The sequence below is a fragment of the Formosa agariphila KMM 3901 genome (genome assembly GCF_000723205.1).
GTDB lineage: Bacteria > Bacteroidota > Bacteroidia > Flavobacteriales > Flavobacteriaceae > Formosa > Formosa agariphila.
Genome location: NZ_HG315671.1, coordinates 3,107,289 through 3,130,596, shown reverse-complemented (window position 1 = coordinate 3,130,596; position 23,308 = coordinate 3,107,289). Strand labels below are relative to the sequence as shown.

Sequence of the window (23,308 nt, the reverse complement as noted above, 5' to 3'; positions counted from 1 at the left end):
TAGGATCCACTTTAAAAATTAATAAATGATGTAGTTAAAAAAAAAGAATTATGAAATCTGAATTAAAACTAAAAAATAAAACGAACAACTTAGGTAATGATCGGAAGAAAAATTATACTAAAAGCAATATAAAAAAGCATCAAAAAAAAGCCACTAAAAGTCGCTCTAAAATTTTAATGCTATCCACTTATCCACCGCGAGAATGTGGTATTGCTACTTACACTCAAGATTTAAAAAAAGCGTTAACCAATACTTTTCAGGAGAGTTTAGATATAAAAATTTGCGCTATTGAAACGGACTTAGATCGCCACTCTTACGATTATGCCGAGGTTGAACTAGTTTTAAATATAGACAATGTAGAGTCTTTTGTTTCAGTTGCTCGCGACATTAATTCAGATGAAAATTTAGATCTTATCATGGTTCAACATGAGTTTGGATTGTATAAGAATAATTTAGAATTATTTCACACCTTACTTAATATCATAGAAAAACCAATAATACTCGCGTTTCATACGGTTTTACCCAATCCTAATCCCGAATTAGAAAAAGAAGTTAAAAACCTAGGTGCTATAGCCAAGACCATAACGGTGATGACGGAATCTTCCGCTGATATTTTAATTAAAGAATATAATATTAGCCCAGATAAAATTGAGATCATTTCGCATGGTACCCATTTAGTTAATCATCAAAAAAAAGATAGCCTTAAAGAAAAATACAATTTAACCAATCATAAAGTTATTTCTACTTTCGGTTTTATTGGTCCGGGAAAAAGCATTGAAACAACCCTAGATGCCTTGCCAATTATTATAGCAGAACATCCAGATATTATGTTTTTAATTGTGGGTAAAACTCACCCTACAATTTTTAGTGAAAAGGGTCATGCCTATATGGACTTTTTATTGCAGAAAGTAGAAGATTTAAATCTACACGACTATGTGAAATTTGTAAATAAATTTGTTCCGTTACCAGAGTTATTAGATTATCTACTTTTATCAGATTGCTATATTTTTTCTTCTAAAGACCCTAATCAGGCTGTAAGTGGTACGTTTTCGTATGCTGTTAGTTGTGGTTGCCCTATTATTTCAACTCCAATTCCTCATGCTAAGGAAGTTTTAAAGTTGGGTAACGGCCTTTTATTTGATTTTGGAGATTCAAATCAATTAGCACATTCTGTAATTAAGTTATTGAACGATGAGCATCTTATGGAAGATATGCGATTAAAAAACTTACATAATTCGGCAGCGAATGCTTGGGAGAATGCGGCGATTTCGCATGCACATTTATTTTCACGGCATACCCAGAAACCTTTAACATACAAAAAGCCACGAATAATGTTAGACCATATTAAACGCATGACCACAGATGTAGGCATTATTCAATTTTCAAAAATTAATGCTCCTGATAGCGCTTCAGGTTACACCTTAGACGATAATGCAAGAGCCCTAATAGCCTTAGTAGATCATTATAAAATTACACTTCAAAAAAGCGACTTAGTTTTAATTAGAACGTATATCCGATTTATTCTAAATTGTCAACGAACCAACGGTGAATTTTTAAATTATGTGAATGAACACAAGGAATTTACCAAGCAAAATAACGACGTAAATCTTGAAGATTCCAACGGAAGAGCTATTTGGGCCTTAGGTTATGTTTTTAGTCTATTAGAGGAAGGAATAGATATAAACGAAACATTGCTTTTAAATATAAAATGGGCCATAAATCAGTTTATCCCTCATATAAATCATTATAAATCGCCACGTGCCTTAGGCTTTATTATAAAGGGGCTTTATTATTATAATACCAAAGCCCAAGACGCAGAGGTTACTATTTTTATAAAAAACTCGGCCGATAAATTGGTTAGATTATACGAATTCCATTCTGAAGATAATTGGAATTGGTTTGAAAACTATTTAACCTATGCAAATAGTGTACTACCAGAATCTCTACTTTTTTCTTGGAAAGCTACAGGCGATTTAAAATATAAAACCATAGCCAAAACGTCCTTAGATTTTCTTCTGTCGAAAATAATTAAGGACAAGTGTTTAAAAGTAATATCTAATAAAAACTGGCTACTAAAAGATTTTGAAGATTCCAACACTAACTGTGGTGGCGAACAACCTATTGATGTTGCTTATACTATTTTAGCATTAAAACAATTCGATCTTGTTTTTCCTAAAGCAGGATATAATGAAAAAATGGAATTGGCATTTAGTTGGTTTCTTGGAAATAACCAATTAAACCAAATTATATATAATCCGTGCACTGGAGGATGTTACGACGGATTAGAAACACACACTGTGAATTTAAATCAAGGTGCAGAATCTACAATAAGTTATTTATTAGCAAGATTGGTATTCGAGCAATAATTAAACACTACTAGCTTTTAAAGCTGCTAATAATTCATCCATATTTATAGTGACATATGATGAGGCATAATCTGATACAGCATAAGGTAAAACAAGATGATTATTATGTACCAAGCTTCCACAAGAATATACCACATTAGGCACATAACCATTTCTTTCTTCCTCTAAAGGGGAAAGAAGTGGTTCTTTTAACCGCCCTATTTCTTTGGTAGGATCTTCTAAATCTAATAAAGATGCGCCAATACAATACCGTCTCATAGCTCCCACACCATGTGTTATTATTAACCAACCATCTTTGGTATAAATAGGAGATCCACAATTACCTATTTGAGTAAACTCCCACGTAAATTTAGGTTTTTGAATTTTTATAGGATTGTTCCATAAGGTAATTCTATCTGAATAAAACAAATAGTTATTTACGCCATCTATGCGAGCTAACATGGCGTATTTTCCATTTATTTTTCTTGGGAAGAGTGCAAAGTTCTTATTTTGAGCCCCATTACCATGCATGGGCATAATTCTAAAATTTAAAAAATCTTTAGTCGATAATAATTTAGGAAGTATTGTAAATCCATCATAAGCCGTGTAGGTAGCAAATATGGTCTCGGTGCCATCGTCATCTTTAAACCTAACAAATCTGGCATCTTCTATTCCCCTACTTTCCGATGATGAAATAGGAAAAATAGCGCGTCCAGAAATTTTCGATTCACTATCAAACTCTATATCGTAATAAGAATCTACCAACCAAGTCATTTCCTTTAAAGCTTTTCTTCTAGGTTCGTCTATATCTAATTTTAAAACACGTCTTACCGCTTCCTTAAGATTGTAATATTCAAAATGATCTGGGAGAGAATCCATAATAGCGGAAGAATAGATTTTAGGAATATTCATTTCTTCCATTTTATTCTCAAAACGCTTTTTATCGTATGATTTCTTTTTTTAATTTCAGGAAGTTCTAAATGCTTCGCAGCCTCGACTACTCTTAAATTATTAGAAGCATCTAAAATACCTTTTCGGAATACTATTGAAGATAAATGCCCTTCTCCTACAGCCCGAAAAGATATAATAACTCGTTTTTCACCTTCAGCTAAAAACGATTGATCAAAATCTTCAACAATTGATGGATTAAATAACGCTGCCGATTCTATGGCGTATTCTAATGTACTGTAAGACCCTATTAACAATTTTCGTTCTAAAGAAAAATCGTCATAATTAAAACCTATAGATTGAATTAAATTCTTATAGTTGTTGGCGTGTTTTAAAAATATATTAGAAATATTTCTATGTCGGCCCACAAATTCCTGAAATGTGATTTCTAGTTCTCGTTTCACTTCTATTTCATTTAATCCAATAATGCGATGCACTAAATTTATAGTACGTGGATCTCCATTATTAAAAAACCTAGCAACTACACGACTAGAATCTGGTTTAAAAAACAGGTTTTTACGATGTACTGAAACAGCCATTTTATACGAATTTTTAAGTTAATTTTTCATGTTGTGTTGTTCTCTTTCCTCAGTAAACATTGAGTAGGTATAAAAAAATACTGCCTAGAAACCTAATTTGTATTTTTATAAATACGTTTAGCATTCTAGGCAGTAAGAAGTTTTAGTTCAATTAGCTTTTAGCTTTCTTGTTAAGTCTACCTTCTGCCAATTTATCAAGTTTATTATCGGCGTCGTATTCTTCATCTAAAGTTTTTTGCAGTTTTGCTGCAATGTCTTTATGCCCCAATTCTTTAGCATAACGCACGGCTGTTCCATACGCCGAAATTTCGTAATGCTCTACACGTTGTGCTTCAGCAATGAGACCAGCATCCATAACCTCTTTATCTTCGGCTTCTTCCATAAAGCTCTCGGCTTCTTTAATAAGTCCTTTCATGGCTTTACAAGTTTCTCCAGTTGCTTTAATATCTAGCTCATCGCAAATTTCTTTTATGCGTTCTTTATGTGCTTTGGTTTCCTCTAAATGCGATTCGAAAGCTTTTTTTAAGGCACTATCACTAGCTTTTTTAGCAACTTTTGGTAAAGCTTTAATTAGTTGATTTTCGGCACTATACAAATCTTTTAACTGATGTTCAAATAAATCTTTTAAGGTTTTCATGTGTGTTCTTATTTAAAAATTATTAAAGTAAAATTAGATTGAAATCTTTCGGATAATTACTCTAAAAAATAAAATTTTTGTCCCTAATGCATATTAAAAAAAACTTAGCACTATAATCAAAAACAGTACCTTACATCGATTGAATGTTAGTTAGTCGTAAAATCTATTTAGACTATTTTTTTCGTTTTTAGATTAAAAAAATTAGGACAGAGAAATAAAATTAGGTAAGCAATTTTTTAAACATTTTATAGATATGACTGCACTAGAAAAAGATAAATATGCCGTTATTCCGGATCCTTAGATATATCTGTGTAATTATTATTTAATGTGTAGTTGTGAAGCTGATTTATGCATAGAAAAAAAATGTGGCCGGGGTATTGCCTACCATATTAACGGAAAAGGATGGAAGAGTAAGTCTGAGCTTAAACGTATTAAAAATTTAGTAATCTCTCCCTTGCGGAAACATGTAAGGATAAATAAATTAAAAAAATGAACATTTACAAGTTGATGGGAAGGATGATAAGGGAAGAAAACAATTTAAAAATTAAATTTGTTAGAAAAAGGAAAAGAACCCACACTAACTTTAAAAAATAAAAAACTTATAAAATAAATTAATAGTTGAGAGGAACTATCTGGCTGAACACGTTTTAAATATATTGATGAAACAGCTGAAAAAAATCACATCCATCAAACTTAAATTTAAGCCGTCTTCCCTTTTTATTAATAGCAACCTTTTAACCGGAAAAGGACACTTCACCTAACCGGTTAAATATAACGCTGGGCATGTAAAGCCTGGCGTTATTTCTCAATGTCAAAAATCATGCAAGACATAAATTATATAAACCACCTAAATGCAGTTTTAGAACAGTTTGCTAAAGACGAGCGCTTAAACCCCACCCATATTAGCATGTATATAGCCCTTTTTAGGTTTTGGAATTACTTGCATTTTCCTGAAACATTTCATGTTAACCGTGAAGAGATTATGAAACTCTCTAAAATTGGTTCAAAGTCCACTTATCATCGTGTTGTTAGAGAATTAAGCCATTGGGAATATATTGTCTATATGCCTTCAAAAAACCCTTTTAAAGGCTCTTCCGTTAAGATGTTCAAATTCGAAACAAGTTCAAAACCTCCTCGAGTACATTACAATCCTAAATCCAATACAAGTTCCAAACAAGCGTTGGTATCTAAAAACAAACGTAATAAAACAATAATAAACAAGATAAACATTGAGAAAGGACGAAAGCCAAAAGATGAAAAAGATGTTTTAGAATTTTTTAAAAAAGAAAAAAGTACCGAAACCGAGGCGCGAACATTTTTTAATCATTATCAATCGGTAGGATGGAAGCTCGGAAAAGTACCTATACAAGATTGGCATGCGTTAGCCAAAAAATGGATGCTAAACTCCAAGTCATTTGCAGCCGAAAAAGAAAAACAAAACCTAATGACACAGTCTCAAAATAAAGACAAGCATAAAGCAACAGATCATTTACATACCAATAGAGATAAAAATTATAATCAACCCCTATAACTAGTATTAAACTAAAAATAGCATACATAACAATAACTAAACAATAAAAACCATGCAAACCTCAACACCACATATTCTTTACGAAAATCAATATCAATTCGAAATTGGTACGTTAGAAAATAATTGCATCAATTACGACTTCTTTAAAATTTTAGATTACTTAGACTATAAAGGCAAAGTACTATTTGGTAAAACCTTTAAAATCCATCCAGAAGACAGAGAACTCATTTTTAAACTCTGTATCTATTTTATTCGCGATGAAATTAATTGTAAAAAGTATAAAATAAATACAGAAAAAGGAATTTTGCTTACGGGTCCAGTAGGCTGTGGCAAAACATCGCTTATGAAATTGTTAGTACATTTTGTACCTCATCTTAAGCCTTACAAGGTTGTGCCCTGCCGTAATATTGCCTTTATGTTCAATAAAAATGGTTTCGAAACCATTCAAAATTATGGCAACAATCAATTTTATTGTTTCGATGATTTAGGTGTAGAACCCATTGGAAAACATTTTGGTGCCGATTGTAATGTTATGGGAGAAATACTGCTGTCGCGTTACGATTTGTTTGTGAAGTATAAAATAAAATCTCATGTTACAACCAACCTCAACGCCAAAGAAATAGAAGACCGTTATGGTTCCCGTGTACGTTCAAGGTTAAGACAAATGTTTAATCTAGTGTCATTTGACTCTGGTTGTACAGATAAGAGAGGTTAAAATAAATAGACTCTAAAATGTTGAATATTTTATATTTAAAGTTATAAAATTAAAAGGTTATAGATTAAATATAATCTATAGTTACACTGTAGCTATAAGTAAAAGAGATTTTAGTAGAACCTTAGTTTTATTACCCATCATTGTATTCGTTTGGTCTTGAACAGTAGTCATAACTTTTTTAAAATGTGATCGTATTACTTTTTCACTTACGTTTAAAGCTATAGAGGCTTCCTTTACCGTAAGATTGTCGTTCCATACCTTTGTAAATATGTCTTGTGTAAATTCAGGAAAGTTTTGTAGAACGTTGTCTATCATTTCAAGCAATTCATTTACTTGTATATCTTCAATAATATGTAAGTAACTATCTTGTTCTTTTATTGATTCTAAAGGAAAATCATTGCCAAATGTTTTGGAAGCAGAAGTTCTTAAATAGTCAAGCATTCTATATGAGAAATAGTGAATTAAATATTTTCTGGCGCATCCATCATCATCCGTCTTTATAGCATAGGGTTTAGACCAAAAGACAACCCAAAAATTTTGTACAATATCTTCAGATAAATCTTTATTCTGGGTTCTCTTTATGGTCCAGTTTAATAACAAATTTGCATACTTATCATAAAAGCTTTTAAAAGCTTTTTCATCTTTAAATTCATAAATGGCAGTAAGCAATGCTTTGTCTGAAGAATTCATTGTTTTAATTAAACTATTTTGATAATGCAAAAGTAAGATGTTTTTATTACTCAAAATTTTACAAATAGATTAACAAAATGTTATGAAGGTTGACTCTGTAATTGTCTTTTTGGCTTAAATAACTTTTTTTTTAGTAGTACTGTCTTCAATTATAGTTAGTTAGGTTTGGTAATGTTTTGTTAACAGGTTTAGAGGGAAAAAAAAGAACGTGGCTTACGATATATATGTGAACCCTTTAATTATAAGAAGGTACGTGCAAATGGAAGATAAAAAAATAAAAAAGTGGATAGAATTATTTTGGGTAGCTAAATTATTAGAAAGGTATTTTAATAATTCGGCTAGTGAAAAAGAAATAGAGGCTATTGAAAAATGGGATGTAAATAATTCAGCCAAGGAAGATAGTAATTTTTATAAAACAACAGCACAAACAGATTTAATTTGGCTAAATATTGTTAAAGAACTCCAATTAGAATCTGAAGGAACCAAACATAAGATTTTTAAAATTAAGTATTATGCGGCGGCGGCATCAATTGTAATATTATTGTGTTCTAGTTATTTACTTTTCGAGAATAATAATGTTTCAAATAAAACCATATCCCCTATAATATCTAATATAGGTAATACTATTGTGGATAAAAATAAAGCAATTTTAACACTAGGTGATGGTCGGGAAATTAACCTTCAAAATGGTGTGAGTTTCCAGAATAGTTATTTAAATAGCGATGGAGAAAGTGTCACTTATCAAACACATAACCAATATAATAAATCAAATTCAAACCAAATAATAGATTATAATTATTTGACTATTCCTCGTGGAGGACAGTTTTTTGTTCAATTAGCCGATAAAACATTGGTCTGGCTAAATTCAGAATCACAATTAAAATTCCCTGTTAATTTTACTGAAGGTGAAACACGTCAAGTAGAGCTTGTATATGGTGAAGCCTATTTTGATGTATCCCCAAGTTCTTTACATTCTGGATCTAAATTTAAGGTGTTAAATGCTAATCAAAATATTGAAGTTCTAGGTACTGAATTTAATGTAAAGGCATATAAAGATGAAAATGTAGTTTATACAACTTTGGTTGAAGGAAGTGTGAAGATAAGTTCCTTAAATGGAAATATTAAAATTCAGCCTAATCAACAAAGTATATTAAACAAAATAACCAAAAAAATTAACTTGATTAATGTAGATGTTGACCCTGAAATTTCTTGGAGAATAGGAGAGTTTCGTTTTAAGGGAAAACCTTTAAAGGATATAATGACTATAATTTCTAGATGGTATAACGTGGATGTAGAATTTCAAGATAAAAGTCTCAAAGATATCAAATTTACTGGTGTTTTAGGTAAACATCAAAATTTACGAGAAGTTCTCGAAACAATTAAAAACTTAAGTATAATTAAAAACTACGAATTAAATGACGAAAAACTAATCTTAAAATAATATGAAGCAAAGGGAATTAAGTTCTGACCGTCCAAAGTAAAAACTAACTCCCTTTTTAATAAATAATCAATTAAAATCTTAACTATTTAATTCACAAAATTATGAAAATTAAATTTAATGGTAATCACTTTTCAATAGGAAAGCGGTTTACTTTAAACATTATGAAAGCATTTGTTTTATTATATGCAACAGTTATCTTTGGATTTGCACCTAAGGATATGCTTTCGCAAAATCCAAATATTTACATAGAATCTCAATCATCCTTCACAGTCGAACAAGTGTTCGAACTGATAATGCAACAAACAGATTATAAGTTTATTTACCAAGAAAGTGTGTTTGACGATTTTCCTAAAGTAAAGGTCGATAAAGGTGTAATTACTGCTAATGATTTGTTGGAGAAAAGTTTGTCTAGTGGTCATTTTGAAATTTCTTTAGGGACGAATAATACAGTTATAGTAAAGAAGAAACTGGAACAACAAAAGAAACAACAATTTTCCGTTAGTGGACAAGTTCTTGATGAATCAAATTTTCCTATTGTAGGTGTAAATGTTATTGAAAAAGGTACAGATAATGGAGTAATTACTGATTTAGAAGGGTATTATTCTATTTCTGTATCTTCTGTTAATGCTGTGCTGATTTTTTCTCATATAAGTCATCAATCATTAGAAGTAAATGTTAGTAGTAATGAAGACATTAATATACAGTTAAAGGAAATGCAGAGTCATCTAGATGAAGTTGTTATTACAGGACGTGCAGGTGCTAGCGATCGTACTAAGTTAAATACGAGTTATTCAGTAACAACAATAAAAGAAAAAGCATTGCTTTTACAAGCTCCTACTAGTGTTACAGAAACTTTAAAATCTGTTCCAGGATTTTGGGTAGAAGCTTCAGGGGGTGAAGCTAGTGGTAACGTCAGAGCTAGAGGTGTGCCTGTAGATGGCTATGGGTCCATTCAATTATTAGAGGACGGTATACCAGTACAACATGATCCTGCTTTGGGGTATTTAAATGCAGATCAAGCATTCCGTTTCGATGAAACTATTCAAACTATTGAAGTGGTAAGAGGAGGCCCGTCTTCTGTATTTTATTCTAATGCTCCAGCAGGAGCCGTAAACTATATTCCTCGTGTCATTGGTGATAAAGCCGAAGGGATTTTTAAAATGACTATGGGGTCAGGCGATTTATATAGAGGTGATTTTTGGGTAGGTACCCCAATAGGGAATGACTGGAAAATGGCTGTTGGTGGATTTTATCGTTCTTCCACAGGGGTACGTGATCCAGGGTATACAGGAAATTTAGGAGGTCAAGTTAGAATTTCTCTGTCTCGTGAGTGGGAAAAGTCATCATTCAATTTTGATGTAAAAAACATGGATGATTCTGTTATTTTTTATGCCGGAATTCCAATGACTTTCGATAGCGACGGAGATATAGTAGCCGTAGACGGTTTCAATGGGCATACAGGAACTATTTCAGGTCCTGAAACACAGCTATCTGAAATGATTCAAAGCGATGGTAGCACATATAAGTTCGATAATAGTTTGGGAACTAATGTTAAACGTACTCAGTTAACTGCAAAATTTAAAACAGATTTAGGAGCAAATTGGATATTAAATAATACATCTAGGTATAATGATTCAAGAACTATTCGTAATGGGGTATATCCAAATTCTCTTACAACGGCAACAGACTTTCTTAGCAGCTCAAGTATAAGTAGTTTGTTAGAAGGTGTTCCTGGTGCTACAGGTTTTCAAATGCATTATGTAACTTCAAATGAGGTGTTTGATGAGCAGAATCAAAATGGAAACGGGCTGGTTATGCAGGGAGGTCTTAGAGGTATTACAATGCCTTTAAAAGAATTTATGAGTGATACGCGTATTGCACGTACTTTTAAAACAGGTTCTTCAACTCACGATTTTAATATTGGTTACTACTATGCTCATACGGAAGAAGATTTTTCAAGATATTCTTCTGTAGCACTTTTAGATGTTCAAAATAATTCACGTCTTCTTAATCTTGTTGCGGTAGATGCGGCAGGAAATGCTATTCAGACCATTACCGATAATGGGATACTTCGTTATGGATATGAATGGGAGAATGCACATGGTGAACAAAATACTCATGCAATTTACATTAGTGATGAGTGGCAAATTACTCCAGAATTTAGATTAGATGGAGGTTTAAGATGGGAAACAATGAATACCCGTGGAGTAGTAGAGCAAAAAGGTGAGAATGTTAATTTAGGAACCATCCCTACATCTAATATTATCAATGGTAATGGAATATTTAAAAATTACGACGATACATTCAGTCATACAACTTGGACATTAGGTGCAGATTATCAGTTTTCAGATAATATGGGGGCATTTGCAAGATTTACGTCCGCAGCACGCCTACCTGGATTGGGTAATTATGTAACTAATGCAGGGGCTACACCTGATGTTCAAACCATGAATTTAGGTGAAATTGGATTCAAATATAATACAAGTAAAATAGGTCTTTATGCAACTGGATTTTGGACAAAATACGATAATATTGCATTTACTAATTACGTTTTTGATATTAATTCAAATGAGCAAACTACAGAAAACCTTTATGCCGATACAAAAACTTTAGGTCTCGAACTTGAGTTAGGATATTACCCATTAAACTGGTTTGATATTACTGGTACGGCTACATTACAAAATGGACAGTATAAAGGTTTAACTTTTTCAGATAGTGAAGGCACAGTAAATGATTATGATGGTAATAGTTTAATAAGAGTGCCTGCTACTACATTTCGTTTAGTACCTGGTTTTAATTTGTTTAGTAACATTTTAAGAGTTCAAACAGCATTCGAATTTGTTGGAGACCGTTACGTAGATACAGCAAATTCTGTCAAACTACCAAGTTATACAAAAATTGACTTTAGTTTAAGTACAAAAATAAACCAAAGAGTTTCCGTATTTGCGTATATAGATAACTTAAATAACTCACTTGGTCTTACGGAAGGAAATCCACGTCAAGGAGAAGTGCAAAATGCAGCAGCAGGATCAGATATTTTTATTGCAAGACCTTTAATTGGTAGAAATTTTAGAGTAGCATTAAGATATTCCTTTTAATTATGAAAGCTAAGTTTTATTTGTACTTTATATGCTTATTTCTATTTGTTGTGGCACCTAGTTGTGGACAGTCTCTAATAGAAAGTGATACAATTTCTTTAAAACCAGATTATGTATTACGGGGTGAGTTATCAATAGATGATTATCATACATATGTCGAAGTCCCTTTTAAACTACCGGAGGGTGTTAAGCGTTTAACCATTAAGGTGAGTTATACAGGAAAGGAAGAACGTACTACAGTAGACCTTGGACTTTTAGATCCAAATAATTTTAGAGGTTGGAGCGGTGGATCAAGAAGCAAAATAACATTAAGTATGGAAGATGCAACCCCTGGTTACTTACCAGGGGCTTTGCCTTCAGGTTATTGGAAATTACTTCTAGGTATTCCTAATATTCGTGAAAATGTAGTTTCACAATACGAAGCTCTTATTTTTTTAGAAAGCGAACCCCGTGTTACAGAATTTTTAGACACACCTATCAATACTAAAGCAGGTTGGTATCACGGAGATTTGCATATGCATACCGGTAATAGTGATGGTAAATGTTTATCCCAGTCTGGAAATAAAATTCCTTGCCCTGTATATCGTACTGTTGAAGCTGCAGTTAATAGAGATTTAGATTTTATAGCTGTTACAGAACATAATGCAACATCTCATGCTAATGCTTTACGTGAACTACAGCCTGCCTTCGACGAGATATTATTGGTAGCTGGCCGAGAAATTACAACTTTTTATGGGCATGCTAACATCTTTGGTCCTACAGGTTATATTGACTTTAGAATGCGTGATTCATCGGCTGCAGAGGCAACTAAATGGATGGATAAAGTAAATAAATTAGGAGGTATTGTGTCTATTAATCATGCAGGAGTTCCTTCCGGCGAAGATTGTATGGGATGTGGTTGGCAAATAAAAGACTTACCAAGAGCTACTATCACTGCTATAGAAATTATAAACGGAGGTACTTTGAAAAAAACAGGTTCATCAGAAATTACTTATCAGGGATGGGAGCAATGGTATAAAATGCTGAATAATGGTGAACGTATTACAGCTATAGGAGGAAGTGATGATCATAGTGGAACAGCAGATTCAGAGGTTTTAGGATCTATTGGTTCTCCAACTACAGTTGTATTTATGAAAGAACTTTCTGCTAAAGGAATGATTGAAGGTATTCGTGATGGCCGAGTTTATATCGATATTGAAGGTAACAAAGAAAGGTTTTTAGATTTTAAAGCTAAGGTTAATAATAATGAAGCTAAAATGGGAGAAGTTCTTAACGTTAATTCAACGAAAGAAATTCAGTTATCAGTTTCTGTAAAAGGTGTTGACGGGGCAAGCCTTGAATTCGTTGTAGATGGCGAAATAGAGTCAGAATTGATACAAAGAAATAATAACATAAAAGAAAATAACCACATAGTGTGGAGATATGATACAAAACCAAATTGGATCCTTGTAAAAGTTCGAGATAAAAAAGGAAATCTTATTCTTGTTAGTAACCCGATATACTTCGAGTAGAGTTTTATAAGGTTTAAAAAATTTTTCATTTGAGTTGTTTAATTTTGGATGGGGTACGAAATTTATTTTCGTGCCCTTTTTATTTTACCTCACGACTCAAGTTTATCACAAATGTTAGATTTTACAGGTTGGGCGTGTGTAAATTGTAGAAAAATGGAACAAAATGTATGGCCAGAACCAGAGATTTTAAATCTATTATCAAACGATGTGGTTTTAATCTCCTTATATGTAGATGACAAACGAAAACTGGAAGCAGATGAGATTGTAGACTCTCAGTTAAAACCAGGAAAAAAGTTAAAGTACATCGGGCAAAAATGGAGCGAGATGTAAACCATTAAATACAAATCAAATTCGCAACCGTTTTATGTGATTATCAATCATAACGAAGAAAAACTAGTCGAGCCTGTAGGCTATATTCCAGATGTAGAAGCGTATCATACGTGGTTGAAAACTGGGGTGTCGAAGTTTAAATAATTGTTTTAGTGTTAATTTTTATACTCAAAATAGAAAGGTTCTAAGTCTTATTTGAAGTATAAGCTTTAAAAGACATGAGTTTTCAAATCTCAGATTAATTTTAATCTGAGATTTTTTTACATGAATAAATCAACATTCTTGCTGTTTTGCCACTTCTAATTTTCCTATGGCAGACTAACCCCAACTAAACTTATCAACACTGCTACATTTTTACATATCTATTGTTTAATTTTGTAGTATGCAAATTAGAAAGTTATATCAAATTAAACCAATTACATTTTTTATACCCGAATACACTTCGGCTATAGAACTACCATTTGTTAATGGTATTAGTGCAGGATTCCCATCGCCTGCAGACGACTTTCTAGATATTAATATCGACCTCAACAAACATCTTATTAAAAATCCGAGTACGACGTTTTACGGTAGAGTCAACGGACATTCAATGAAAAACGTAGGCATCCATGATGGCGATTTATTAATTGTCGACAAAAGCCTGGAGCCTAAAGACAATAAAATAGCAGTCTGTTTTATCGATGGTGAATTCACTGTAAAACGGATTAAAATAGAAAAGGATTGTGTTTGGCTGATTGCCGAAAACGAAGACTACAAACCCATTTGTGTTACAGCCGATAACGATTTTATCATTTGGGGTATCGTTATTAACGTTATAAAATACTTCTAATGTTTGCCCTAGTCGATTGTAATAATTTCTACGCCTCTTGCGAACGCGTATTCAACCCAGCTTTAAATGGTAAGCCTATAGCGGTATTATCAAATAACGATGGCTGTGTCATTGCACGGTCTAACGAAGCTAAAGCTTTGGGTATTCCTATGGGGGCACCCGCATTCGAATACAAACACCTATTTTTAAAACATAACATTCACGTATTTTCATCCAACTATGCACTGTACGGAGATATGAGCAGTCGAGTCATGAGCTTGCTTGCCAACTTCTCTCCAGATATCGAAATCTACAGTATAGACGAAGCTTTTTTAAAGTTCGAGGGGTTTCAATATTTCAACCTTCAGGAAATAGGGGAGATTATGAGAAAACAAGTCATCAGAGGAACAGGTATCCCAATAAGTATCGGTTTTGCCCCAACAAAAGCTTTAACCAAAGTGGCCAATAAAATAGCCAAGAAATTCACAGAACGTACACAAGGTGTCTATATTATAGATACAGAAGAAAAACGTGTAAAAGCACTTAAGTGGACCGCTATAGAAGATGTTTGGGGTGTAGGTAGAAAACATGCCAAACGCTTAAGAGCATTAAACATTAATAACGCATATCAATTTACGCTGCAGTCAGACGACTGGGTGCGTAAACATATGTCTGTTATCGGACTTCGGTTAAAACACGACTTAGAAGGAAAACCCACTTTAAATTTAGAAACCCCAAACACAAAAAAATCTATTGCTACCACACGATCATTCGAAGGGATGATTACAGACTATGCTGCACTTCAAGAACGTGTGGCAACCTTTGCAGTTTCATGTGCCGAAAAATTACGTCACCAAAACTCTCATACTAATGCGGTCATGGTCTTTTTGCATACCAACGGGTTCCGTAAAGACCTACCACAATACTATCGTAATGTGGTCATCAAAACAGAAAACCCAACAAATTCTAGTTTCGACCTTATAAAGACCGCACATAAAGCGCTTGAGTCTATTTATAAAAAAGGCCTACACTATAAAAAAGCCGGAGTAATTGTTATGAACCTCACTCCAGAAGACCAAAAACAATTCAGTCTATTCTCTCACGAGAATCCAAAGCACCAACCACTAATGGCAATTGTCGATAGATTAAATGCGTCCTATGGAAATAATAAAGTAAAGTTCGGCTCTCAATCCCTCGGCCGCCAGTGGAAAATGAAACAAGAACGTTTATCTCCAAGATACTCTACACACATCAATGATATTATTCGAGTAAAGGTGTAGTTTGTTATAGAATTACGGGAAACCGTAATAAATTTTCAAGAAAATCAGTTAATTTCACTGAGAACATTGTGAATAAAATATTTTGATTTGAAACCAATCGTAAAACACACTTTATTATGCCATATATGAATATAAATAATGTTTAATAATCATATATTTATATTTTTAGAGTTTCAAAATATCATAGGATTATATTAATGACCAAAGAACAGCAAATTGAAGAAGAATTAATCAGGAAGTTAACTGATTTAAAATACACATACCGACCTGATATTAGAACAAAAAGTGCTTTAGAATTAAATTTCAGAGAGAAGTTTGAAGCATTGAATAGAGTTAAATTAACTGATGCTGAATTTGATAAGCTACTCATTGAAATCATAAATCCAGATGTATTTAAATCTTCTAATCATTTAAGAAAAAGAAATACATTTATTAGAGAGGATGATACACCTTTACATTACACGTTAGTTAATATAAAAGATTGGTGTAAAAATGATTTTGAAGTTATCAATCAGCTTCGTATAAATACAGAAAGTAGCAATCATAGATATGATGTTATTTTATTAATTAACGGAGTGCCTGTTGTACAAATAGAGCTAAAAACCTTAGAAATTAGTCCTAATCGTGCAATGCAACAAATAGTAGACTATAAAAATGATATTGGTAACGGATATACCAATTCGTTAATGTGCTATATGCAATTATTTATAGTCAGTAATAAAACAAGAACGTTTTATTTTTCTAACAATAACAACAAACATTTTGCCTTTAATGCAGACGAGCAATTTTTACCTGTCTATACTTTAGCAAAAGAAGACAATTATAAAATAAACCACTTAGACGATTTTACAGATAAATTTTTATCCAAGTGTACCTTAGGCGAAATGATAAGCCGTTACATGGTGTTAGTAGAAACGGAACAAAAGATATTGGTAATGCGTCCCTATCAAATTTACGCAGTAAAGGCAATAGTAGATTGTATAGAACAAGACAGAGGAAACGGATATATTTGGCATACTACAGGAAGTGGAAAAACACTAACATCTTTTAAGGCTTCTACACTTTTAAAAGATAATGATGATATTGAAAAATGTTTATTTGTTGTAGATAGAAAAGATTTAGATAGACAGACAAGAGAAGAGTTTAATAAATTTCAAGAAGGTAGTGTAGAAGAAAATACCAATACTGAAACGTTAGTGAGACGTATGTTATCTACAGATTATTCGGACAAAGTAATTGTTACAACCATTCAAAAACTAGGTTTAGCATTAAATCAAAATAGTAGTAGGAATTTAAAAAGAAAAGAAGAAAAGAAAGTTACTTATTATGATAGACTAGAGTCCTTAAGAGATAAAAGGGTAGTATTTATTTTTGATGAATGCCACCGATCACAATTTGGTGATAATCACGATGCTATAAAAGAGTTTTTTCCAAAAGCACAATTATTTGGTTTTACAGGAACACCTATTTTTGAAGAAAATGCAACCTATAAAACTATTGAAGGAAAAACAGCATCCTATAAAACTACAAAAGATGTTTTTCAAAAAGAATTACACGCATATACCATTACCAATGCCATAGAAGATAAAAATGTATTACGTTTTCATATAGACTATTTTAAACCAGAAAAAAAAGCATCGGTAGGTGATGATTTACATAAGTTAGCAGTTACTAAAGCAATTTTAGAGAAACACTATAAAGCAACAGATTACAAGCGTTTCAATGCACTTTTAGCTACGGCATCGATAAACGATGCTATTCAGTATTATCATACGTTTAAAAAGCTACAAGCTGAAAAACTGCAAGAAAATCAAGATTACAAGCCTTTACAAATAGCTTGTGTGTTTTCACCGCCAGCAGAGGGTAATAAAGACATACAGCAACTTCAAGATGATTTAAATCAAGAAAAAGAAGATAATAAGGTAGAACCTGATAAAAAGAAAGAAGCATTAAATACAATTATTGAAGATTACAACAAGCAATACAATACTAACCATAGAATAACAGATTTCGATTTATACTATCAAGATGTGCAGCAACGTATAAAAAACCAAAAATATACAAATGCAGATTATGCTCACGAAAATAAAATTGATGTGATGATAGTAGTAGATATGTTACTAACTGGTTTTGATTCTAAGTATTTAAATACGCTATATGTAGATAAAAATTTAAAGTATCACGGTTTAATACAAGCCTATTCTCGTACCAATAGAGTAATAAATGATACAAAACCTTATGGTAATATTTTAGTATTTAGAGACCAGGAAGAAGAAGTAAATAAAGCAATGATTCGTTTCTCTGGTGCTAAAATAGAAAAGGCAAAAGAAATTTGGTTAGTTGATGCAGCACCTAAAGTAATTGCAAAATATAAAGATGCAGTAGAGCAATTAAACCAATTTATGGAGGCTAAAGGTTTAGATTGTTCACCTTCAGAAGTAAGCAATTTAAAAGGGGATGAAGCTCGTGCAGGTTTTATAAATGCATTTAAAGAAGTACAACGTTATAAAACACAATTAGACCAATATACAGACTTAGAAGAGGAACAAGCTGAAACCATTGAAGCCTTACTACCTACAGATGATTTACGTTCCTTTAAATCGGTGTATATAGATACTGCGAAACGTTTACAAGCAGAACAAAACAAACAAGGAGACCAAGCACCAGAAGATGTACAGCAATTAGATTTTGAATTTGTATTATTTTCTTCTGCGGTGATTGATTATGATTATATCATTGGTTTAATAGCAAAATATACACAAGACAAACCATCTAAGCATAAAATGACACGTGAGGAATTAATAAATCTGTTAGGTTCTAGTGCCAATTTAATGGACGAACGTGAAGATATTATTGCTTATATAAACAGCTTAAAAGTAGGGGCTGGTTTAGATGAAAAAGAAATTCGCACAGGCTACCAAAAATTTAAAGAGGAAAAATCTGCAAAAGAAATACAAACTATTGCAGACAAGCATAGTATTACAGTAGAAAGCTTAAATTCTTTTATAAATGAAATTATGAACCGTATGATTTTTGACGGTGAAAAACTAACAGATTTATTAGAGCCTTTAGAGTTAGGCTGGAAAGACCGTAGCGTAAAAGAAAAAGGATTGATGGATGATTTAGTGCCTTTATTGAATAAACTAGCCCAAGGGCGTGAAATAGCAGGATTAAACGCTTATGAATAAAGAAAAAAATATAGTTCCTGAATTGCGTTTTTCAGAATTTAATTCTGAATATAAAAATGTAGGGTTTTCAGAACTTGGACAAATAAAAATTGGCTTAACGCACAAACCTGACTATATTGAATCAGGTATACCTTTCTTGTCTTCAAAGAATATATCTGATGGATATATTGATTTTGAAGATATAAAATATATCAGTGAAGAGAAGTTTTTAGGTATGCCTGATAGTACAAAGCCAAAGGTAGGTGATATACTTTTTACAAGAGTTGGTTCTAATTTAGGAAACCCTATAATAGTTGAAGAAGATATAGAGTTCGGTATTTTTGTGAGTTTAGGTATTTTTAGAGTTAATAATAATGCCAATAATAAGTATATCAGATATTGGATGGATTCTGAATACTTTTGGAAACAAGTTGAACAAAAAGTTGCTGGTGGTGCTAAAATGAACTTAAACACCACTTGGTTAAAAGAGTTTAGGTTATCTATTCCAACTAAAAAAGAAGAACAAAAAAAATAGCAAACTGTCTATCTTCATTAGATAATCTAATAACAGCAGAAACCGAAAAGCTAAACTATTTAAAAGACCACAAAAAAGGTTTATTGCAACAATTATTTCCTGCTATTGGTGAAACTAAACCACAATACCGCTTTCCAGAATTTGAGAATGATGGAGATTGGGAGATTAAAGAATTAAAAAAACTTGGTAAACTCATTAACGGTTTAACTTACAGTCCTAAAGATGTTCGTAAACAAGGCCTGTTAGTTTTAAGGTCATCGAATGTGCAGAATGGTCGAATTCTTTTAGATGACTGTGTTTATGTAAGAACAGATATAAATGGAGCAAATTTAAGCTCACCAGACGATATATTAATTTGTGTACGAAATGGTTCTAAAAGGTTAATTGGTAAAAACGCAATTATACCTGATGGTTTACCTTTAGCTACGCACGGAGCTTTTATGACTATGTTCAGAGCAAATAACCCAAGTTTTGTTTTTCAATTATTTCAAACAGAGAGTTATAAATATCAAGTAAAAGCTGATTTGGGTGCAACGATAAATTCAATAAATGGTAAAAACTTCATCAAATACGAATTTGCAGTTCCTAAAAACCCAAAAGAACAACAAAAAATAGCTGATTGTTTATCTAGTGCAGATAATTTAATACATGCACAAACAACAAAAATAAAAAACTTGAAAAACCACAAAAAAGGGTTGATGCAGCAATTGTTTCCTAATATAAATGAAGTTGTGGTATGAGTGTTCAGAGAAAGTTATTTACATATAAAACTTTGAGCGGTCTAGTAACTCGTTTTAGAGACGATTTAAAAAGTAATGATTTTATTTTGCTTTACGCCTACAATGGTACTGGTAAAACTAGAACCTCAATGGCTTTTAAGGAAAAAGGAAAAAAGAAAGTAAAGGTTAAATTAAAGGATAATAAAGGAAAAGTAATATTAGATAAAAAAGGAAAACCTAAAACTGAAGATACAATAGTTGGGGATACACTATACTTTAATGCTTTTACAGAAGACTTATTTGTTTGGGACAATGATTTACAACATGACACTTCCCGTGTTTTGCAAATGAACTCCGACTCTAAATTTTTTAATGGGTTTAAAGAATTAGCCTTAGACGAAAAGATATTTGCATATTTAGAACGTTATGCTACATTCGATTTTGACATTGATTACGATAATTGGCAGATTATCTTTAAAAAGCAGATTAAAAATCCAAAATATAATCCAAAAAATCCAAATAATACAGAACCTGAATATAGTATCGAGCCAAACATTAAAATATCTAGAGGAGAGGAAAATATTTTTGTTTGGTGTGTTTTCTTAACTATTTGTGAATTAGCCATAGATGCAGAGGAAGATAGTGCCTATTCTTGGGTTAAATATATTTATGTGGATGACCCAGTTTCATCGCTTGATGATAACAATGCAATTTCTGTTGCGAGTGATTTAGCAAGATTATTAAAAAGAGCAGTAACCAAAGAAATTGAGGATAGTGGTGTAAAAAGAATTGTAGAAAAAAATGAAGATGAGAAGGTTAAGGTAGTGGTGTCTTCACATCATAGTTTGTTTTTTAATGTGATGTGTAATGAACTTAAACGATTTAATCATAATCGCTACTTCTTACATAAAAACAGTGAGGAAAGTCACACACTTCAAAAAACAGATGACACACCATTCTTTCATCACGTAGCTATATTATGTGAACTAAAACAAGCTACCAAATCAGGAAAAGTAAATACCTATCATTTCAATTCACTTCGTAGCATATTAGAAAAAACGGCTACGTTTTTCGGGCTAGATGATTTTGGGAAATGCATCTATGGTATTGATAAAGATGATGTTTTATTTGAACGTGCTTTAAATTTATTAAGTCACGGCAAGTACTCAATTTACGACCCTGTTGAAATGGGTGAAGATAACAAAGATTTATTTGAACGAATACTAGATGCTTTTTTAATTAAATATCAATTTAATTTACCAGAACTGTTAAAAAAATAAAGTCACAATATGACAACAAAACAAAAACAAGAACAACTTGGAAAAGCCCTTTGGAATATAGCCAATGAGTTAAGAGGAGCAATGAATGCAGACGATTTCCGTGATTATATGCTATCATTTTTATTTTTACGCTATTTATCAGATAATTATGAGGGTTCAGTAAAAAAAGAATTAGGTTCAGATTACCCAAATTTAAATGAAGATGATAAGCGTACACCGCTTTCAGTTTGGTATGAAGCGAATCCAAATGACATAGAGCCTTTTGAAAAACAAATGCGTAGAAAAGTTCACTATGTCATTGAACCTAAATATTTATGGAATAGTATTTCTGAATTAGCTCGTACTCAAAATGAAGATTTATTACGAGACCTTCAAAAAGGGTTTAAACATATCGAAAATGATTCGTTTGAAAGTTCTTTTAAAGGCTTATTCTCGGAAATCAATTTAGATTCTGAAAAACTTGGTAAAACGTACACAGACAGAAATAAGAAATTGTGTAAAATTATTCAAGAAATATCAGAAGGTATTGCTGATTTTTCAACAGATAGCGATACACTTGGTGATGCATATGAGTATTTAATTGGTGAATTTGCAGCAGGTTCAGGTAAAAAAGCAGGAGAGTTTTATACACCGCAACAATTATCTACAATCCTATCAGAAATTGTAACTTTAGATAGTCAAAACCCAAAAGCAGGTAAAAAGAAAAAACTGAACAAAGTACTAGATTTTGCTTGTGGTTCAGGTTCTTTACTTTTAAATGTAAAGGATAAAATTGAAAAAGGTGGCGGTACAATTAGTAGAATTTATGGTCAAGAAAAAAACATAACAACATACAACTTAGCACGTATGAATATGTTGTTGCACGGAGTAAAAGATTCAGAATTCGAAATCTTTCATGGTGATACTTTAAAAAACGAATGGGATTTATTAAATGAAATGAATCCAGCTAAAAAAACAACCTTTGATGCTATTGTTGCAAATCCACCATTTAGTTTACGTTGGGATGCATCTGAGGCCATGGGTGATGATTTTCGTTTTAAAAATTATGGTTTAGCACCTAAATCAGCAGCCGATTTTGCTTTCCTATTACATGGTTTACACTTTTTAAGTGATGAAGGTACGATGGCTATTATTTTACCACACGGCGTTTTATTTAGAGGTGGTGCAGAACAACGTATACGAGAAAAACTATTGAAAGATGGTAATATTGATACAGTAATTGGTTTGCCTTCAAATCTATTCTTTTCTACTGGCATTCCTGTGTGTATACTGATATTAAAGAAATGTAAAAAAGATGATGATGTACTATTTATAAATGCAAGTGAGCATTATAAAAAAGAAAAACGTCAAAATGTGTTACGTGATGGAAAAGTAGATGGTGTTATAGACCCAAAAGAGCCTAATGATATTCAAGAAATAGTAGATACTTATCAAAACAGACCAGCTAAAATAGAAAGATATGCTCGTAGAGTGTCTATGGAAGAGATTGAGAAAAACGACTACAACCTGAATATTTCTAGATATGTAAGTACAGCGGTAGCCGAAAAGAAAGTCGATTTAAAAGAAGTAAATACTAAGTTAGTTGAAGTAGAAGAAAAAATAAAGAAAAGTAGTGAAGAACATAATAAATATTTAAAGGAGTTGGGATTGGAGACGATTTAATTTTACGATTCAGCATTGCTCAGTAAATAGAAATTAGGTTTAAAACTGACCTTCAATATACACCTTGATTCC

The 23,308-nt window shown here is 32.1% G+C and carries 18 protein-coding genes; 14 read left to right on the top strand and 4 right to left on the bottom strand.

Annotation, left to right across the window (positions count from 1 at the left end):
• Positions 1–50: 50 nt before the first annotated feature.
• The gene (locus BN863_RS13075; protein ID WP_051774802.1) at positions 51–2,366 is read left to right on the top strand and encodes a glycosyltransferase; all 2,316 of its coding nucleotides are present in this window, start codon (positions 51–53) and stop codon (positions 2,364–2,366) included.
• On the opposite strand, the gene BN863_RS18845 is transcribed toward BN863_RS13075, so the two are convergent.
• The 3 genes from BN863_RS18845 to BN863_RS13065 form a co-directional block, all read right to left on the bottom strand.
• Positions 2,367–3,257, bottom strand: coding sequence for a glycoside hydrolase family 130 protein (locus tag BN863_RS18845; RefSeq protein WP_242404033.1), 891 nt, complete (start codon positions 3,255–3,257; stop codon positions 2,367–2,369).
• On the bottom strand, positions 3,254–3,832 hold the full coding sequence (locus BN863_RS18840) for a glycoside hydrolase family protein (protein WP_242404032.1): 579 nt from the start codon (positions 3,830–3,832) through the stop codon (positions 3,254–3,256). Before BN863_RS18840 ends, BN863_RS18845 begins: the two co-directional genes overlap by 4 nt.
• A 151-nt stretch (positions 3,833–3,983) precedes the next feature.
• Entirely contained in the window at positions 3,984–4,469 is a 486-nt protein-coding gene (locus BN863_RS13065; protein WP_038531367.1) for a YciE/YciF ferroxidase family protein, read from the bottom strand.
• Between the two features lie 820 nt (positions 4,470–5,289).
• Here BN863_RS13065 and BN863_RS13060 point away from each other — a divergent pair.
• Together BN863_RS13060 and BN863_RS13055 are read left to right on the top strand one after the other, a co-directional pair.
• On the top strand, positions 5,290–6,000 hold the full coding sequence (locus tag BN863_RS13060; RefSeq protein WP_038531365.1) for a hypothetical protein: 711 nt from the start codon (positions 5,290–5,292) through the stop codon (positions 5,998–6,000).
• A 52-nt stretch (positions 6,001–6,052) separates the two neighbouring features.
• Positions 6,053–6,715: an ATP-binding protein gene (locus BN863_RS13055; RefSeq protein WP_038531362.1), complete on the top strand. Its 663-nt coding sequence runs from the start codon at positions 6,053–6,055 to the stop codon at positions 6,713–6,715.
• 81 nt (positions 6,716–6,796) lie between these two features.
• On the opposite strand, the gene BN863_RS13050 is transcribed toward BN863_RS13055, so the two are convergent.
• Entirely contained in the window at positions 6,797–7,405 is a 609-nt protein-coding gene (locus BN863_RS13050; protein ID WP_038531359.1) for an RNA polymerase sigma factor, read from the bottom strand.
• 259 nt (positions 7,406–7,664) lie between these two features.
• Here BN863_RS13050 and BN863_RS13045 point away from each other — a divergent pair, with 259 nt between their 5' ends.
• The 11 genes from BN863_RS13045 (at position 7,665) to BN863_RS13000 (ending at position 23,236) form a co-directional block, all read left to right on the top strand.
• Entirely contained in the window at positions 7,665–8,846 is a 1,182-nt protein-coding gene (locus BN863_RS13045; RefSeq protein ID WP_051774798.1) for a FecR family protein, read from the top strand.
• A 101-nt stretch (positions 8,847–8,947) separates the two neighbouring features.
• Entirely contained in the window at positions 8,948–11,944 is a 2,997-nt protein-coding gene (locus BN863_RS13040; protein WP_051774796.1) for a TonB-dependent receptor, read from the top strand.
• A 2-nt stretch (positions 11,945–11,946) separates the two neighbouring features.
• On the top strand, positions 11,947–13,455 hold the full coding sequence (locus BN863_RS13035) for a CehA/McbA family metallohydrolase (RefSeq protein WP_038531355.1): 1,509 nt from the start codon (positions 11,947–11,949) through the stop codon (positions 13,453–13,455).
• A 48-nt stretch (positions 13,456–13,503) separates the two neighbouring features.
• Positions 13,504–13,785 (top strand): thioredoxin family protein, encoded by a 282-nt coding sequence (locus tag BN863_RS18975; RefSeq protein ID WP_038531352.1) that lies wholly within the window; start codon positions 13,504–13,506, stop codon positions 13,783–13,785.
• A gap of 382 nt (positions 13,786–14,167) precedes the next feature.
• Positions 14,168–14,614: a LexA family protein gene (locus tag BN863_RS13025; protein WP_051774794.1), complete on the top strand. Its 447-nt coding sequence runs from the start codon at positions 14,168–14,170 to the stop codon at positions 14,612–14,614.
• Positions 14,614–15,873, top strand: a complete 1,260-nt coding sequence (locus BN863_RS13020) for a Y-family DNA polymerase (protein ID WP_038531349.1) — start codon at positions 14,614–14,616, stop codon at positions 15,871–15,873. Before BN863_RS13025 ends, BN863_RS13020 begins: the two co-directional genes overlap by 1 nt.
• A gap of 197 nt (positions 15,874–16,070) precedes the next feature.
• The gene (locus BN863_RS13015; RefSeq protein ID WP_038531347.1) at positions 16,071–19,061 is read left to right on the top strand and encodes a type I restriction endonuclease subunit R; all 2,991 of its coding nucleotides are present in this window, start codon (positions 16,071–16,073) and stop codon (positions 19,059–19,061) included.
• Complete coding sequence (locus BN863_RS18690) at positions 19,054–19,575, top strand: restriction endonuclease subunit S domain-containing protein (protein WP_051774792.1); 522 nt, start codon at positions 19,054–19,056, stop codon at positions 19,573–19,575. Before BN863_RS13015 ends, BN863_RS18690 begins: the two co-directional genes overlap by 8 nt.
• 83 nt (positions 19,576–19,658) lie before the next feature.
• A complete protein-coding gene (locus BN863_RS18685; protein ID WP_051774790.1) occupies positions 19,659–20,315 on the top strand; it encodes a restriction endonuclease subunit S in 657 nt (218 codons plus the stop codon).
• Positions 20,316–20,347: 32 nt separating this feature from the next.
• Complete coding sequence (locus BN863_RS13005) at positions 20,348–21,574, top strand: AAA family ATPase (RefSeq protein WP_242404031.1); 1,227 nt, start codon at positions 20,348–20,350, stop codon at positions 21,572–21,574.
• 9 nt (positions 21,575–21,583) lie between these two features.
• Positions 21,584–23,236 (top strand): type I restriction-modification system subunit M, encoded by a 1,653-nt coding sequence (locus BN863_RS13000; RefSeq protein WP_038531341.1) that lies wholly within the window; start codon positions 21,584–21,586, stop codon positions 23,234–23,236.
• Positions 23,237–23,308: the final 72 nt, after the last annotated feature.